This window comes from Rhodovulum sp. PH10 (genome assembly GCF_000293785.1).
GTDB lineage: Bacteria > Pseudomonadota > Alphaproteobacteria > Rhizobiales > Xanthobacteraceae > Rhodoplanes.
Map to the genome: position 1 here is coordinate 18,931 of NZ_AKZI01000124.1, position 15,041 is coordinate 33,971.

A 15,041-nucleotide genomic window follows, 5' to 3' on the forward strand; every position below is an offset into this window, starting at 1 on the left:
GTTCTGGCTGGGGCGCCTGGATTCGAACCAGGGAATGGCGGAATCAAAATCCGCTGCCTTACCACTTGGCTACGCCCCATCGCCGAAAGCGGCGAGATCCGCGCGCGGCGGACCATACTGGCGCAATCGACCGGGATCAACACGTGCGCCACGCCCCGAGGCGGAATGCGGTGCACGACCCGCCGGCTTTTTCCGAGCCGGGCGAACGGCCGGCGACGCAGCGAGGGCCGAACGCCCCGTCGCCGCCTCGATCGGTCGAAAAAAGCCCCGGCAGACACCCGGCCGTCGGCCCCCTCGGCGCCGGGCCGGCAGCGGCAGCGACCCGGCCGCGCCCCCCGCGGCGACCCTATCGCCGTCCCCTGTCCCGACCTCGTTCCGGCGCCCCCGCCCTCGCCGGAACGCCTGCGGGGTCCGAAAATGCGCGCGAAACGCGCGACGCCGGGCCGCCGGCGCGGTAGAGTGGGCCAACAAAAGAGCCCGCAGGGGCCGCCGACGTTTCGGGGGACACGTTTCTGGAGGACACGTCATGCCGTACCGCGCCCCGGTCTCGGACATCAAGTTCACGCTCGACACCGTCGCCGGCCTCTCGAAAGCCTGCGCCGACGGCTTGTTCGGCGACCTCTCCGACGACCTCGTCGCCGCCGTCCTGGAGGAGGCCGGCAAGTTCGCGACCGAGGTGATCGCGCCGCTCAACCGGGTCGGCGACACCCACGGCACGCCCTTCTCGGACGGCGCGGTGAAGACGCCGCCGGGCTGGAAGGAGGCCTACACGGCGTGGGCGGCGGCCGGCTGGAACGGCCTCGCCGCGCCGCCCGAATGGGGCGGCCAGGGCCTGCCGACCGTGCTCAACGCCGCCTGCTTCGAGATGTGGAACGGCGCCTCGATGGCGTTCGGCGTCGGCCCGCTGCTCACCATGTCGGCGATCGATCTCCTCGCCGCGCACGGCTCGGAGGCGCTGAAGGCGACCTATCTGGCAAAGCTCGTCAGCGGCGAGTGGATGGGCACCATGCAGCTCACCGAATCGCAGGCGGGCTCGGACGTCGGCGCGCTGCGCACCAAGGCGGAGCGCGCGGGCGACGGCACCTATCGCATCACCGGGGAAAAGATCTTCATCACCTACGGCGAGCACGACCTCACCGAGAACATCGTCCACATGGTGCTCGCCCGCCTGCCCGATGCGCCGCCCGGCGCCCGTGGCCTGTCGCTCTTCCTGGTGCCGAAATTTCTGGTGAACCCGGACGGCTCGCTCGGCGCCCGCAACGACGTCCGCGCCCAGTCGATCGAGCACAAGCTCGGCATGCACGCCTCGCCCACCTGCACGATGGTCTATGGCGACCACGGCGGCGCCACCGGCTTTCTGATCGGCGAGGAGAACCGCGGCATCGCCTGCATGTTCACGATGATGAACGCCGCCCGCCTCGACACCGGCCTGCAGGGCGTGGCGGTGGCCGAGGCCGCGACCCAGCTCGCCTTCGACTACGCCCGCGAGCGCCATCAGGGCCGCCTGCCGGGCATGCCGGCCGACCAGTCGGTGCCGATCATCGCCTATCCCGACGTCAAGCGCATGCTCCTGCGGATGAAGAGCCGCACCAAGGCGGCCCGCGCGATCTGCTACGCGACCGCGATGGCGATCGACCGCGCCCGCCGCATCGAGGACCCCGCCGCCCGCAAGGCGGCCGAGGAGCGTGCGGCGCTGCTCACCCCGGTCGCCAAGGCCTTTTCCGCCGACATCGGCGCCGAGGTCGCCTCGCTCGCCATGCAGGTGCACGGCGGCATGGGCTATATCGAGGAGACCGGCATCGCCCAGCTCTATCGCGACGTCCGCGTCGCCCAGATCTACGAGGGCACCAACGGCATCCAGGCGATCGACCTGGTCACCCGCAAGCTGCCGGCCGGCGACGGCAAGCCGTTCGCCGCCCTGCTCGGCGAGCTGCGCGGCATCGTCGCCGAGGTGGAGGGCGAGAACGATCCGGGCTTCGGCGCCACCGGCCGGCGGCTGGAGACGGCGGTCGACAGCCTGCAGGCGGCCGGCGAATGGCTGGTCGAGCGGCTCGCCGACGCGCCGGACGCGGCGCTCGCCGGCGCCTCGCTCTATCTGCGGCTGTTCGGCTTCACCGCCGGCGGCTGCCTGCTGGCGCGCGAGGCGCTCGCCGCCCTCCATCTGCAGGACGGCGCCGCGGCCGACGCCCCCTCGCGCATCGCGCTCGCCCGCTTCTTCGCGGAATCGACCGCGGTGCTCGCGCCCGGCTTCGAGAAGGCGATCACCGAGGGCGGCGAGAGCGTCACCACCGCCGACGCCGTCTTCGCCGCCTGAGGGACTCGTCCCCTGCCCCCGCGCCGAGCGACGCCACGAGTGCTTCCCGCCACGAGCGGCCGCCACGAGTGGCCGCCGAAACCGTCCGGCCGACGCGACCCGCGTCGGCCGCGAACCGCCACCATCGCCGTTTCCCGACGAGACGCGTTTAGGCTTTGACACCGCGCCGCCGGTGACCCGATAAGTTGCAATTCCCCGAGTGAGTGCAATGACGACGCTGTACATCACGCACCCTGCCGGCCTGGACCACATTCCGCCTCTCGGTCATCCCGAACGTCCCGACCGCCTGCGCGTGGTGGAACGCGTGCTTGAGCAGGAGGCGTTCCAGGCGCTCGCCCGCGAGCAGGCGCCGCTCGCCGCCCTATCGCGCATCGCCCTGTGCCATCCGATGCATTATATCGAGGCGATCCGCGACGCGAGCCCGCGCGAGGGCTTGATCCAGCTCGACACCGACACGTCGATGTCGCCCGGCACCTACGAGGCGGCGCTGCGCTCGGTCGGCGGCGCGGTGCTCGCGGTCGACGAGGTGATGACCGGCACCGTCTCCAACGCCTTCTGCGCCATGCGGCCGCCCGGCCACCACGCCGAGACCGCGCTGCCGATGGGCTTCTGCTTCTTCAACAACGCGGCGATCGCCGCCCGCCACGCCCGCGACAAGCACGGTGCCGAGCGCGTCGCGGTGATCGACTTCGACGTTCATCACGGCAACGGCACCCAGGACATCCTGTGGGCCGACCCGAACATCATGTACTGCTCGACCCACGAGATGCCGCTCTATCCCGGCACCGGCGCGCCCTCCGAGCGCGGCGAGCACGGCACCATCGTCAACGCCCCGTTGCGCGCCGGCGACGGCGGCGACGAGTTCCAGGAGGCGTTCGAGAACATCATTCTGCCCCGCCTGATGGACTTTCGGCCGGACCTTCTGGTGCTGTCCTCGGGGTTCGACGCCCACATGCGCGACCCGCTCTCCAACATCAACCTGCTCGAGCCGGACTACACCTGGGTCACCAAGTCGCTGATGGACGTCGCCGACAAGTGCGCCAACGGCAGGCTGGTGTCGCTGCTCGAAGGCGGCTACGACCTGCAGGGGCTCGCCCGCTCGGTCGGCGTCCACGTGCTGGCGCTGATGCGCGGCTGAGGCGCGAGGCGGTCAGAGGCGCGAGCGCGGCGACCGGCGCGCCCCGCGGGAAACGACCGGCCGAAACGACCGGTGGGGACGCCCGGCCGGAAAGCCGGACCGGGATGCCGCGATCGTAAAAAGGTCGCAAGTCCGGGCGAGGAAAATTGCTCGGGGATCGAAACGGGACGTGCGGGTGGGGACGGATTCGGGGCATTTGCGGCCGCAGCGCCGCGGCGGGACAGAGGCGGCGGGCGCCGCCTTCGCCATCGCGCTCGCGGCGCTCCTTCAGGGATGCAGCCTCGGTGGCCCGTTCTTCGACGACGGCTTCGAGAAGAGCCGGACGGTGTCCTCCGAGCCCGTGCCGCCCTACCGCAAGCTGGTCGCCGATTCCCTGACGCGATCGAAAATCCCGCACGTCCACGCGCTGGCGATCTCCGAGCCGCGCTGGATCGAGCGGATCGGCGGCCCGGCCTGGATCGTCTGCGTGCGCTCCGGTGCGGAGGGCCACGGCACGCCGCCCGCCCCGCCGCCGGTTCCGGCCGGCAGCGCCGCCGCAGCGCCGGCCGCCACCATGCCGGCCACCACCGCCGAGGCGAGCGCCGACGACACGCCGGCCGTGTACTACGCCTATTTCATCAAGCAGGCGGCGATCGTCGACACCCGCACCGCCGTCGGCACCGACCGCTGCGTCCACCAGACCTTCTCGCCGTTCGACCCCGCCGTCGCCGCTGCCGCCGACGACGAGTGACGGCCCGCCGCGCGGGGCTGCGGCCGCTAGCCGTCGATCTCCTTCATCACCTGCGCGTAGGAGATCAGCGCGAACAGCACCGTGCCGCCGACCACGTTGCCGGCCAGCACCGGAACCATGAACGTGCCGAGCATGTCGCCGAGCGCCAGCTCGCCGTTCGCGATCAGCATGAAGGCCTCCATGCTGCCGGCGACGATGTGGGTGAAGCCGCCGGCCGCGATCAGCCAGGTCATCACCGTCACCACCGAGAACTGGGCGTTGACCGCGCTCGGGATCAGCCACACCGCGGCGGCGACGAGAAAGCCCGCCGGGACGGCCCGGAAGAACATCTGGACCGGATCGTTCTCCATCATGTGGCGGCCGATCGCCAGCATCTCCTCGCGCAGCTCCGGCGCGATCGCCGGCGTCAGCGTGCAGAACAATGCCGCCACCAGCGTGCCGGTGAGATTGGCGAGAAACACGATGCTCCACACCCGCGCGAGCAGCGCGAAATTCCGCCGGGTCGGATGGGCGGTCACCGGCAGCACCACCGTGATGGTGTCCTCGGTGAACAGCTGCTGGCGCGACAGCACGACCATGAGAAAGCCGACGCTGTAGCCGAAGCTCGCGACCAGCGGCCGCCACGACTCGTCGGGCAGATGGAGCTGCAGCAGCGCCTGCGCGATCAGCGAGAAGCTGATCGACACCCCGGCCGCCACCCCCGACCACCACAGTGACACCGCCGGCCGGATCAGCTCCTCCTCGCCGTGGCGACGGACGATCTCGTAGATCACCGGCGCGCGCGGCGCCGACCGTTTCTCGATATCGCGCGACTCGCGCTCGGTGATGCCGCCATTGCCCTGCGGACGCGCGGCCTTTGCGCGCACGTCGCCGCGCGGCTCGGCCCGGATGTCGGCGCGAGCGCGATCGTCGACCATGAAAGTCCTTTCCGTTTCGGGATGATCTCACGCGCCGCCGCTTCGACCGGCGGTGACCGCGACGGCCATCGCACGCGACGTGCGGGCACGGAACGCACCCGCCACTCCCCTCAATTCGGGCGGAGCGTCCGGGTTTCGTCGGCGAGCGGCGTTGTTCGTGCGTCCGCCGGCAGCGCCATCAGGCGGGCGACCGCCCGGTGGTCGCGCAGCACCGCGAGCTTTTCGGACGGCGACAGCAGCCCGGAGGCATCGGCGACACTCTCGGCGTCGTCGATCTTTGCGAGCCCCACCACCAGTGGCAAATCCACCTCGCCGCGCTTGCGCGGCTTCTTCGCCGGCAGCATCGCGCAATGCGCGTCGAGCAAATCGGGATCGTCGCGCAGCATCAAGAGGCCGTCGCCGCCGGCCGGCGGGCCGTAGGCGGCCGCCTCGATCTCGTGAACCCGCGAGAGAATCGGCGGCGGCGTGCTCTCCTCCGGAATCAGCAGCAAGCCCATGCGGCGCAGGGCGGCGCCGATCCGCTCGCTCGCGGTGAAGGCGACCGTCGGGATCGCCAGCACCAGGCCGACCACCACCGGCGTCATCCACAACAGGAGCGGCGCCGACACCGCCCAGGCGGCCGCACCGAGCAGCACGCCGAGCAGCACGTGGGAGCCGTAGCCGCGGGCGAGCACCGCCAGCTGCGCCTCGCCCGCCTTGCGCTGCTGGGCGTTCCAGCCGGCGTCGCGCCCGAGCAGAATCTCGCCGACCGACCGCGACTGCAAGAGCATCATGATCGGCGCGATCAGGCTGGTGACGATCGTCTCGAAGATTACACCGAGAAACGAGCGCACCACACCGCCACAGCCGCGTCGCTCGCTCCGCCGCGCCACCACGGTGATCCAGCCGAGGATTTTCGGCAGGATCAGCATGCCCATGGTGCCGGCAAACACCCAGGCGGCGCGGATCGGGTCCTGCACCGACGGCCAGCGCGGAAACAGCGAAAAGCCGGAGGGGAAGTATTCCGGCTTGATGAACTGCGCCTGCAGCGACAGCAGGATGCCGAGCAGCAGGAACAACAGCCACAAGGGCGAGGTGATGTAGGAGCCGATGCCGGTGAGGAGATGCAGCCGCGACAGCCAGTGCAGGCCGCGCGCCGGCAGCACGCCGAGATGCTGCAGATTGCCCTGGCACCAGCGCCGGTCGCGCACCGCATAGTCGGTCAGCGAGGGCGGGCACTCCTCGTAGCTGCCGGACAGGCCCGGAGCCATGTGCACGCCCCAACCGCCGCGCCGCATCAGCGCCGCCTCGACGAAGTCGTGGCTGAGGATGTGGCCGCCGAACGGCTTCGGACCCGGCAGCAGCGGCAGCCCGGCCTGACCGGCGAACGCCGCGACGCGGATGATCGCATTGTGGCCCCAGTAATTGCTGTCGGAGCCGTGCCACCAGGCGATGCCGCGGGCGATCAGCGGGCCGTAGACGCGGCCGGCGAACTGCTGGATGCGGGCGAACGGCGTGGTGCCGTCGATGATCACCGGAAAGGTCTGGATCAGCCCGACCGACGGATGGCGCTCCATCGCCGCCGCCATCCGCACGATGGTGTCGCCGGTCATCAGGCTGTCGGCATCGAGCACCAGCATATGGGCATAGGCGCCGCCGAACCGCGTCGTCCATTCGGAGATGTTGCCGGCTTTTCGCGCCGTGTTGTCGGCCCGGTGACGATAGAAGACGTTGGTCGCCCCGGTGCGCGCCACGAGATCGCGGTGGACCGCTTCCTCGAGAATCCACACGTTCGGATCGGTGGTGTCGCTGAGAACGAAGAAGTCGAACGCGTCTCCCTGCCCGGTCTCGACGAGCGACTCGCGGATCGCCTCGAGCCGCGCCATCACCCGGTGCGGATCCTCGTTGTAGGTCGGCAGCAGCACCGCGGTGCGCGCCGACAGCGCCGGCAAGGGCGCGTCCGGATCGATGCCGAGGGTGTGGTCGGGGCCCGCCAGCACCGCGACGAAGCCGATCAGCGTGCTGACCAGCGAAAAGGCGATCCAGGCGAAAAGCAGCACGAACAGCGCGAGCAGCACGCCCTCCGCCACCGTGAGGCCGGCGACCTTCAGCACCTCGTACATCTCGTAGGCGCCGAGCCCGGTGAGCGCCGCCGTCGCCCCGAACACCAGAAAACGCCGCAGCGCGAGGAAGCGCGGCGCGGTCTTTCCGGGCGGCGCGGTGGCGGCGTCCCACAGCGACTGCTCGGGCATCGCCAGCGGGCATTCCGGCGGCAGTGCCTCGACGGCCGCGGCGGCGACGCCGCGATCGCCCGGCGCGACGCCCGCTGTTTCCGCCGGCGTGCCGATCACCGCGTCCATCGATAGACCCAGACTTCGGACAAGGGCTCCTGGCCCTGCAGGAGCTGCACGCGCATCTCGCTCGCGGTGGCGTCCTGCGGCACGAGCTCGAAGCTGACGCGATAGCCGCCGGTCACCGGGTTCGGCCGGGTCACCACGTTGCGCAGCTCGCCCTTCTCGGACCACACGCTGCTCGACACGGTGGCCGGATCGAGCGAGGCGAGCTTGTCGCCCACCACGTCGAGCACGAAGCGGCGGCCGTCGTCCGGCGCACTGCCGATCCGCGTCGCGGAGAACACCGCGAGCGGCGGCGCGCCGGGCTTGTCCGAGCCCCAGTGCTGGCGATAGGTGTAGGCGTACTCGCCCTTGGCGCGCAGCGTGTCCTTCGGCCGCCAGAACGCGACGATGTTGTCGTGGATCTCCTCCGGCGTCGGGATCTCGATGAGATGCACCGCCCCCTCGCCCCAGTTGCCGATCGGCTCGATCCACAGGCTCGGCCGCGTCTCGAAGCGCGACTCCAGATCCTCGTAGCGACGGAAATCACGGTTGCGCTGCAGGAGCCCGAAGCCGCGCGGATTGGTGTCCTGAAAGATGCTGATCTGCAGATCGGTCGGGTTCTGGAGCGGGCGCCAGATCTCCTCGCCGCGTCCGTTGCGGATCGCGAGGCCGTCGGAATCGTGCACCGCCGGGCGGAAATCGTCGACGCCGACGCGGTCGTTCGGCCCGAAGAAGAACATGCTGGTGAGCGTGCCGATGCCGGGCTGGGTGATGTCGACCCGCGGATAGAGCGTCATCTCCACGTCGAACACGGTGGTGCCGCCGGGCCGGATGGTGAAGCGATAGGCGGCCGCCGCGCTCTTGCTGTCGAGCAGCGCGTGCACGACGATCGAGTCGGTCTGCGGATGCGGCTTCTCGAGCCAGAAGGCGCGGAACGCCGGAAACTCCTCGCCGCCCGGATCACCGGTGTTCAGCGCGAGCCCGCGGGCGGAGAGGCCGTAGGTCTCACCCCGGGCGACCGCGCGAAAATAGCTGGCGCCGAGGAAGACGCACACCTCGTCGTAATAGTCCGCCCGGTTGAGGGGCGCGTGCAGGCGGAAGCCGGCGAAGCCGAGCGCGGCGTTCGGCGGCGGCGGCTCGACCACGCCGAAATCGAACAGATCGGGCGAGTAGGGAATCTCTCGCGCGCGCCCCTGCGCGACCTCGTGGATGGTGATCGGGTCCTCGAACAGGAAGCCGCGATGAAAGAACTGCGCCTCGAACGGCAAGTTCTCGCCGCGCCACAGCGAGCGGTCGGTCCTGAAGCGGATCGTGCGGTACTGGTCGTAGTCGAGCCCCTGAAGGCTCTTCGGCAGCGTCCGGTCCGGCGGCGAATAGGATTTCTGCGCGAGCTCGGCCGCCATTCGCCGCACCATGTGCGCATCGAACGGCGAGCCTTCGGCCGCGGCGGTCCGGGTCTGTGCCGGGAGACGAGAGGTGGCGAGCACCAGCGGGATGGCGGCGGTCGCTGCGATCACCCGCCGGCGGCTCAACTGTTCGGTTGGAATCTCGACTCTCCTGGACATGATGGTCTCATGACACCTTCAAAAAGTGGCGAGAGACGGATTGGTTCCACGGTCACGCTCTGCAACGCGACGCGTCGCCGAAAGATCACGTGAGACGATCACGCAGTTCGACGGCGTCCCCGCGTCGGCGTCGACGCCACACGACGAGCGACGAGCGAGGTGCCGAGCCACCGGCGGCCCCGCCTGCGTGGTCTGCTCGCGTGTCGCTGCACCTTGCGTGTCGCCACACCTCGCGTGTCGCCACCTTGCAGGGATCGCGCCACATCGCACGCGCGCCGGCAGGCTCGACGCCGGGCTCGCGTGATCGTGTTCCCCCGCCCCTCGATGTGTCGTGATGGAGACAGAAAACGGCCATGATGCGGCACCGTTGCGGCACCCATGCGGCGTGGATGCGATGCGGAGCCGTCGACCGGCGCACGCCGCTCTGCCGGCGCGGCCGCGAGAGAGGCGTGTCGTGATCGGCGCGCTTATCCGCGGGCCTCGGCGTTCGCCAAGATGCTCTCTCGCTTGCGCAGGCGCGCCGCGTCGAGCAGCATCTGCGCCGCCCAGCGATAGACGTTGCGCTGCTGCACGAGGTCGCGCATCAGCCGCATGCGGTCGCGCTGCTCCTCGGCGGGCATGCGCAGTGCCTCGTCGATCGTGTTGCCCATCGAATGCGTGTCGTACGGATTGACGATCAGCGCCTCCGACAATTCGCGCGAGGCGCCGGCGAAGCCGGAGAGAATGAGCACGCCCTGATCGTCGTCGCGCGCGGCGACGAACTCCTTGGCCACCAGATTCATGCCGTCGTGCAGGCTCGACACGATGCACAGGTCGGCGGCGCGGAAAATCTCGAACACCTCGGTCGGCTCGTGATGGCGGATCGACAGCACGATCGGCTTGTAGTCCTCGCTGCCGTGGCGGGCATTGACCTCCTCGGCCAGCGCCACCGTCTCGTTCTGCAGCGCGGCGTAGCTGCCGAGCTTGCTGCGGGTCGGCGAGGCCGCCTGCAGATAGACGAACTTGCCCTTCCAGTCGGGATGGCGCGTGAGCAGATCGTCCACCGCGTAGATGCGATCGAGAATGCCCTTGGTGTAGTCGAACCGCTCGACGCCGACGCCGATGCGCGCATCCGACGGCAGACCGAAGCGCTCGATCACCGCCTTGCGGCAGTCGGCGACCGGCGCCTGCTCGGCGAGCGCGGCGGGCGGCCACTCGATCGAGATCGGATAGGGGCGGATCATCGTCTCGTGGCCGCCGAGCGTGACGGAGGCGTGCTCGCGGTCGATCCGGCTCTCCATGAAGCGGTCGGTCGCCTCGAGGAAGTTGTTGCAGTGAAAGCGCGTGTGGAAGCCGAGAATGGTGCTGCCGAGCAGCCCGTCGATGATCTCCTCGCGCCACGGGCAGATGCCGAAGGTTTCCGCGTTCGGCCACGGGATGTGCCAGAAGGTGACGATGGTCGCGCGCGGCAGGCGATCGCGGATCATCCGCGGCAGCAGGCCGAAGTGATAATCCTGCACCAGCACGATCGGGTCGTCGCGCCCGGCCTCCTCCACCACGCTGTCGGCGAAGCGGGCGTTCACCGCCTTGTACTGCTGCCAATCCTGCTCACGAAACGTCGGCCGCACGAAGGCGATGTGGCACAGCGGCCAGAGCCCCTCGTTGGCGAAGCCGTAATAATAGCCGTCCTGCTCCTCCTCGGTCAGCCATACGCGACGGAGCGAGTAAGCGGGATCGTTCGGCGGCACCCGCACGCGGTCGTGGCGGTCCACCGTCTCGCGGTCGGCGGTGCCGCTGCCGTGTGCGATCCAGGTGCCGCCGCAGGCGCGCATCACCGGCTCGAGCGCCGAGACGAGGCCGCTCGCCGGCCGCTGCAGCACGATCTTGCCGTCGTCGAGGCGGTTGTGAATGTAGGGCTCGCGATTGGAGACGACCAGCACCTCGGCGCCGGGCAGCTCCTCCACCAGCAGCCGATACAGCGTCTTCGGCGACCACTCGATGTGAATGCCCTCGGCATAGGTGCGCTCGACCCTGAGATCGCTCAACAGGCCGTGCAGCTCGCGGGCGATCGGGTTGTCGCGCATCGGCCGCACGTCCATCGTGCCGCCGCTGGTGCGCACCTCGCTGATGGCGTTGCGCACCGAGCGGGTCCAGCTGCGTTGCAGCGCCATCACCATGGCGAACGCGAGAAGGCCGAGGCCGGCGGCGACGCCGATCACCGCGAGCACGGTGTAATAACGGGCCTCGCGGGCGCGCTCGTCGACGAAGGCGAGGTCGTGCAGCACCAGGAGATGACCGGACACGGTGCCGGAGGTGATCGGAAACACGCTGACATAGATGTCGCGACCATGATCGACGACGCGCGAAAACGTGTCGGACTTGGTGCGGCTCAGGCTGTTGCAGGTGACCGAGGCCGGCATCTGCTTGGTGGCGTAGCGCAGCTCGCCGCTTTCGGTGCAGAAGCCGAGCGCGAGGATGCGCTCGTCCTCGGTGAGCCGCTCGAAGAACGGCCGCAGGTCGAAGCCGGGCGTGGCGGCGAGGCCGGCCGACACCTGATCACGTATCGATCGAAAGATCAGCCGCGAGCGCAGCTCGACGTCGCGCCGCGACCAGCTCTCGACCATTGCCGAGCCGAGCGGCGCGAGCGCGATCACCATGATCACGGCGGCCGCGATGCCGAGGCCGACATACCGCGCCATCGGGCTCTGCACGAGCTGTCGCGACCACACGGCCCGCATGAATCGTCGAGCCTGCGTCGTGATGTCGGTGAGCCGTTTGCGCGGTGTCTCGATCATGCGACGCATCCCCCCGTTTTCGCCGGCCGCAGCCGTGTCCCACGGGTGGACCGCGCGAGCCGACCCCCTCTGTGTGGAACATTTCGGCTGGCGTGTCGAGTTCGCTCCCCGATGCGGGAGGTTGCAGCGGCGACCAAATCGTCCGGAAAGGCCGATGAACCGGACCTTTCTGCCTGCTGCAGGCGGTGGTGAGGGCGCTCAGGCGCGGGGGCGATCGACGGCGGCGAGCACGCCCATTCGCTCGTGCTCGGCGTCCGGCTCCGCACCGTCCGGTGCCGCATCCGCCGCGCCGGCCGCGGAGGTCGGCACGACGCTGACGGTTCCGTCGGTCTCCAGCACCACGGCGGCCGCATCGTGCGGATCGGCGACGCCGCTCGCGCGCAACGCGGCGAGGATTTCCTCACGCGTGATGCGCTGGCCGCGCATCGCCGTCTCGAGGAAGCGTCCGCGATGGACGAGCAGCGTCGGCTCCGCCTTGACGATCTCCTGGATTCGCTCGGAGCGTACCGACAGCCAGGTGATGACGTATTGCAGCGTGATCAGCAGAGCGAGCGCGAGCACGCCCTCGGCGAGCGAGACGTCCTTGCTGAGGAGGACGGTCGCGAGCGTCGAGCCGAGCGCCACCGTGACGACCAAATCGAAGGCGTTGAGCTTCGACAGTGTGCGCTTGCCGGAAATGCGCAGGATCACCACGAGCGCGACGTAAGCGAGCGTGCCGACCAGCAAGACCCGTCCGAGATCACTCCACGAGCTCCACAGCAAGGCGGCCTCCGAGACCGAGACGAACAGGATCGAAACGAAGTGATCGAGACGACGCGACCGAGACGTAACGCAATTGCCGGAAGACGCCCGGCGGCGGCCAAAAGCGCCGCCGAGCGCATGCCGCATTTCACACCATTGGCATCACTTCGCGGCGCCGTTCTGGCCGGCGGCGCCCTTGTTCGCGCCATCCTGCGCGTTCGGGTTCAGCGCCTGGCCGGCCCGACCGGTGGTCTGGGCGCGTCCGCCACTCATGGACGCGAAATCGAAGGGCGGCGCGTTCTTCAGATCGTCGCGCGTGGTGTTGACGACCAGCCGGACGTCGTCGTCGTCGCCGTTCCGGTTGCTGACGACGATCGAGCGGGGATCCACCGCGACGTGACGATTGCCGATGCCGAGGAACCCGCCGACATCGACCACCACCGCCTTCAGGACCTTGCCCTGATCGAGAATCAGATCCTCGACCTCGCCGATCTCCTCGTTGTTCAGATTGTAGACGTCGGCATCCATCAGCTTCGATGCCCGCAGGTCGGCCGGCTGCACGGTGTAGAACGTCATCTGCACGTTCGCGCTCGGATCGACCTGGCGCAGGCCGGGCTGGCCGGCGGCGCCGGGCGCGGGTTGCGGGGCCGCCTGGGCCGGCGGCTGGTTCTGGCCGGCCGGCGGCTGGTTCGGCGCGGGCTGCGCCATCGCCACCCCGCCGAGGGCCAGCAGGATCGTGGTGCTCGAAAGAAAGGCACGTGCCGAAAGTCGCCGCATGGTGTCCTCGTCTCGTGTATCGTTTTCGCGGAATCCGAAAAGTCTGGTCGACGGGTTGCGCCGCATGTCGCGCGAACGGGCGCTCGCCCTGCCGCCGTCAGGACAATGTTCGAGCGCGCCGTCCGTTCATGCGACCTTGCGGCACGCCCGACCGTGTTCGTTCGATGGCGGACCGATCGGCGCGCGACAATGGGCGTGAAAGCGCCCGCAAAGGCGCTGTTCCGCCGTTGCAATGAACCTTCCGGCCCGATCGCGCGTTTGCCCGATACCGGCATGCGGCACCGCGAAACGCGCGTTGCGCCGTCGTTCCGGCGGCGGCCGGCAGTCCGAATGGCGAGCCATCCGATGGCCGGATTGTCGTGGCGGGATGGTTCGCAGATTATGCATGCAGAGTGGCGTGCCGTGCGGAAGCGGCGGCGATCGCGGGCCCGCGCCGTGGCCGTGGTCGCCGTCGTGCGGGGCGGCATCCCGGTTGCATGCCGGGAAATGCCGGCTAGGGTGGCGCCGCAATCCGCGATTCGTCACGCTGGGCGACTCATCGGCAACGCTCGCCGCCGACGTGCATCGCCGTCCGGGTTCGACGCGGGGCGCGACACGCGCGGGGCGTCCCTCACCGCCGGCAAGGGTTTTGTCGGCGAGCACGGTGTACACGAGCACGGTGTCGACGAGCACGGTGTCAGCAAGCGGTGCGGGCGGGTGCGGTGCGGGCGGGTGCGGTGCGGGCGGGTGCGGTGCGGTGTCGAGAAGCGGATCATATCGTGGGGAGGTCATGCCGGGACTGAACGATCGGAGGCCGCACAACGAGCTGTTGTCCATCCTACCGGCGGCCGATCTCGCGAAGCTCGAGCCTCTGCTCGAGCCGATCTCCATCAAGCAGCGACGGGTCCTGCATCACGATCGCGCGCCGATGGAGCACGTCTATTTCATCGAGTCGGGCCTGGTGTCCGTGCTCGCCCAGATCGACACCGCCAAGGCGGTGGAGGTGTGCCTGATCGGCCGCGAGGGATTGTCCGGCCTGCCGATCGTGCTCGGCGGCTCGATGTCGCCGCATCGCCGGGTGGTCCAGCTCGGCGGCTCGGCGCTGCGCATGCGCGCCGCCGACCTCCACGCCGCCATGCAGTCGCTGCCGCGCTTCGCCACGGTCCTGCTGCGCTACGCCCAGTCGCGGCTGGTGCAGACCTCGCAGGCCGGCGCCTGCAACAGCACCCATCCGTTCAAGCAGCGCCTCGCCCGCTGGCTGCTCACCGCGCACGACGGGCTCGACGGCGATCTGCTGCCGGTCACCCACGACATGCTGGCGCGCCTGCTCGGCGTGCGCCGCGCCACCGTCAGCGAATGCATCGCGCTGCTCGAGCGCGACGGCGTGCTCGGCACCGCGCGCGCCCAGATCACGATCGTCGATCGCGCCCGGCTCGAGGAGATGGCCTGCGCCTGCTACCGCGTGATGACCACCGAGCGCGAGCGGATGATGCGCGATCTCTCCTTTCACGATGCGCCGAACGGCGTCGCGGTGGCCGCTCGCGGCGCGTGCGCCCCGTCGCGCCTGGTGCCGATGTCGCCGCGTCGCTGACCGGCCGGCCGGCGCCCACCCTCGCGGCGGGTGCGGCCGTGCCGTTCATCGTGCCGTCACCGGGGACGGACACTCCTTTCGGAAATCGCACGCGGGCGGCCTCGTGATGCACGACTCACGCGAGCGCGCCTCATACCAACGGCGATAGAGTTCGACCTCGTCCTGAGGAGCACTCCGCAGGAGTGCGTCTCGAAGGGCGA

10 protein-coding genes and 1 tRNA gene are annotated in these 15,041 nt (G+C 69.8%); 4 read left to right on the forward strand and 7 right to left on the reverse strand.

What is annotated here, in order from left to right:
- Positions 1–4 precede the first annotated feature (4 nt).
- Positions 5–79, reverse strand: a tRNA-Gln gene (locus tag A33M_RS18315).
- A gap of 447 nt (positions 80–526) precedes the next feature.
- Here A33M_RS18315 and A33M_RS24495 point away from each other — a divergent pair.
- The 3 genes from A33M_RS24495 to A33M_RS18330 all read left to right on the forward strand — a co-directional run bounded on the left by A33M_RS24495 (position 527) and on the right by A33M_RS18330 (position 4,182).
- Positions 527–2,314, forward strand: a complete 1,788-nt coding sequence (locus A33M_RS24495) for an acyl-CoA dehydrogenase (protein WP_008390304.1) — start codon at positions 527–529, stop codon at positions 2,312–2,314.
- A gap of 208 nt (positions 2,315–2,522) precedes the next feature.
- A complete protein-coding gene (locus A33M_RS18325) occupies positions 2,523–3,452 on the forward strand; it encodes a histone deacetylase family protein (protein WP_008390306.1) in 930 nt (309 codons plus the stop codon).
- Between the two features lie 175 nt (positions 3,453–3,627).
- On the forward strand, positions 3,628–4,182 hold the full coding sequence (locus A33M_RS18330) for a hypothetical protein (protein WP_157223549.1): 555 nt from the start codon (positions 3,628–3,630) through the stop codon (positions 4,180–4,182).
- A gap of 26 nt (positions 4,183–4,208) precedes the next feature.
- Here A33M_RS18330 and A33M_RS18335 read toward each other — a convergent pair whose 3' ends face one another.
- From A33M_RS18335 to A33M_RS18360, 6 genes are all read right to left on the reverse strand, one after another.
- The gene (locus tag A33M_RS18335; RefSeq protein ID WP_008390311.1) at positions 4,209–5,099 is read right to left on the reverse strand and encodes a formate/nitrite transporter family protein; all 891 of its coding nucleotides are present in this window, start codon (positions 5,097–5,099) and stop codon (positions 4,209–4,211) included.
- Between the two features lie 110 nt (positions 5,100–5,209).
- Positions 5,210–7,438 carry a glucans biosynthesis glucosyltransferase MdoH gene (gene mdoH / locus A33M_RS18340; RefSeq protein ID WP_008390314.1) on the reverse strand — a complete coding sequence of 743 codons (2,229 nt, stop codon included), beginning with the start codon at positions 7,436–7,438 and terminating at the stop codon, positions 5,210–5,212.
- Positions 7,426–8,979 (reverse strand): glucan biosynthesis protein, encoded by a 1,554-nt coding sequence (locus tag A33M_RS18345; protein WP_192814130.1) that lies wholly within the window; start codon positions 8,977–8,979, stop codon positions 7,426–7,428. Before A33M_RS18345 ends, mdoH begins: the two co-directional genes overlap by 13 nt.
- 467 nt (positions 8,980–9,446) lie before the next feature.
- Positions 9,447–11,753: an alpha,alpha-trehalose-phosphate synthase (UDP-forming) gene (locus A33M_RS18350; protein WP_202801949.1), complete on the reverse strand. Its 2,307-nt coding sequence runs from the start codon at positions 11,751–11,753 to the stop codon at positions 9,447–9,449.
- Between the two features lie 198 nt (positions 11,754–11,951).
- Complete coding sequence (locus A33M_RS18355) at positions 11,952–12,512, reverse strand: DUF421 domain-containing protein (RefSeq protein WP_443213495.1); 561 nt, start codon at positions 12,510–12,512, stop codon at positions 11,952–11,954.
- Between the two features lie 144 nt (positions 12,513–12,656).
- Positions 12,657–13,271 carry a PRC-barrel domain-containing protein gene (locus A33M_RS18360; RefSeq protein ID WP_008390323.1) on the reverse strand — a complete coding sequence of 205 codons (615 nt, stop codon included), beginning with the start codon at positions 13,269–13,271 and terminating at the stop codon, positions 12,657–12,659.
- 769 nt (positions 13,272–14,040) lie between these two features.
- On the opposite strand from A33M_RS18360, the gene A33M_RS24205 reads away from it, so the two are divergent.
- Positions 14,041–14,841, forward strand: a complete 801-nt coding sequence (locus A33M_RS24205) for a Crp/Fnr family transcriptional regulator (protein WP_052027122.1) — start codon at positions 14,041–14,043, stop codon at positions 14,839–14,841.
- The last annotated feature ends 200 nt before the right edge of the window (positions 14,842–15,041 follow it).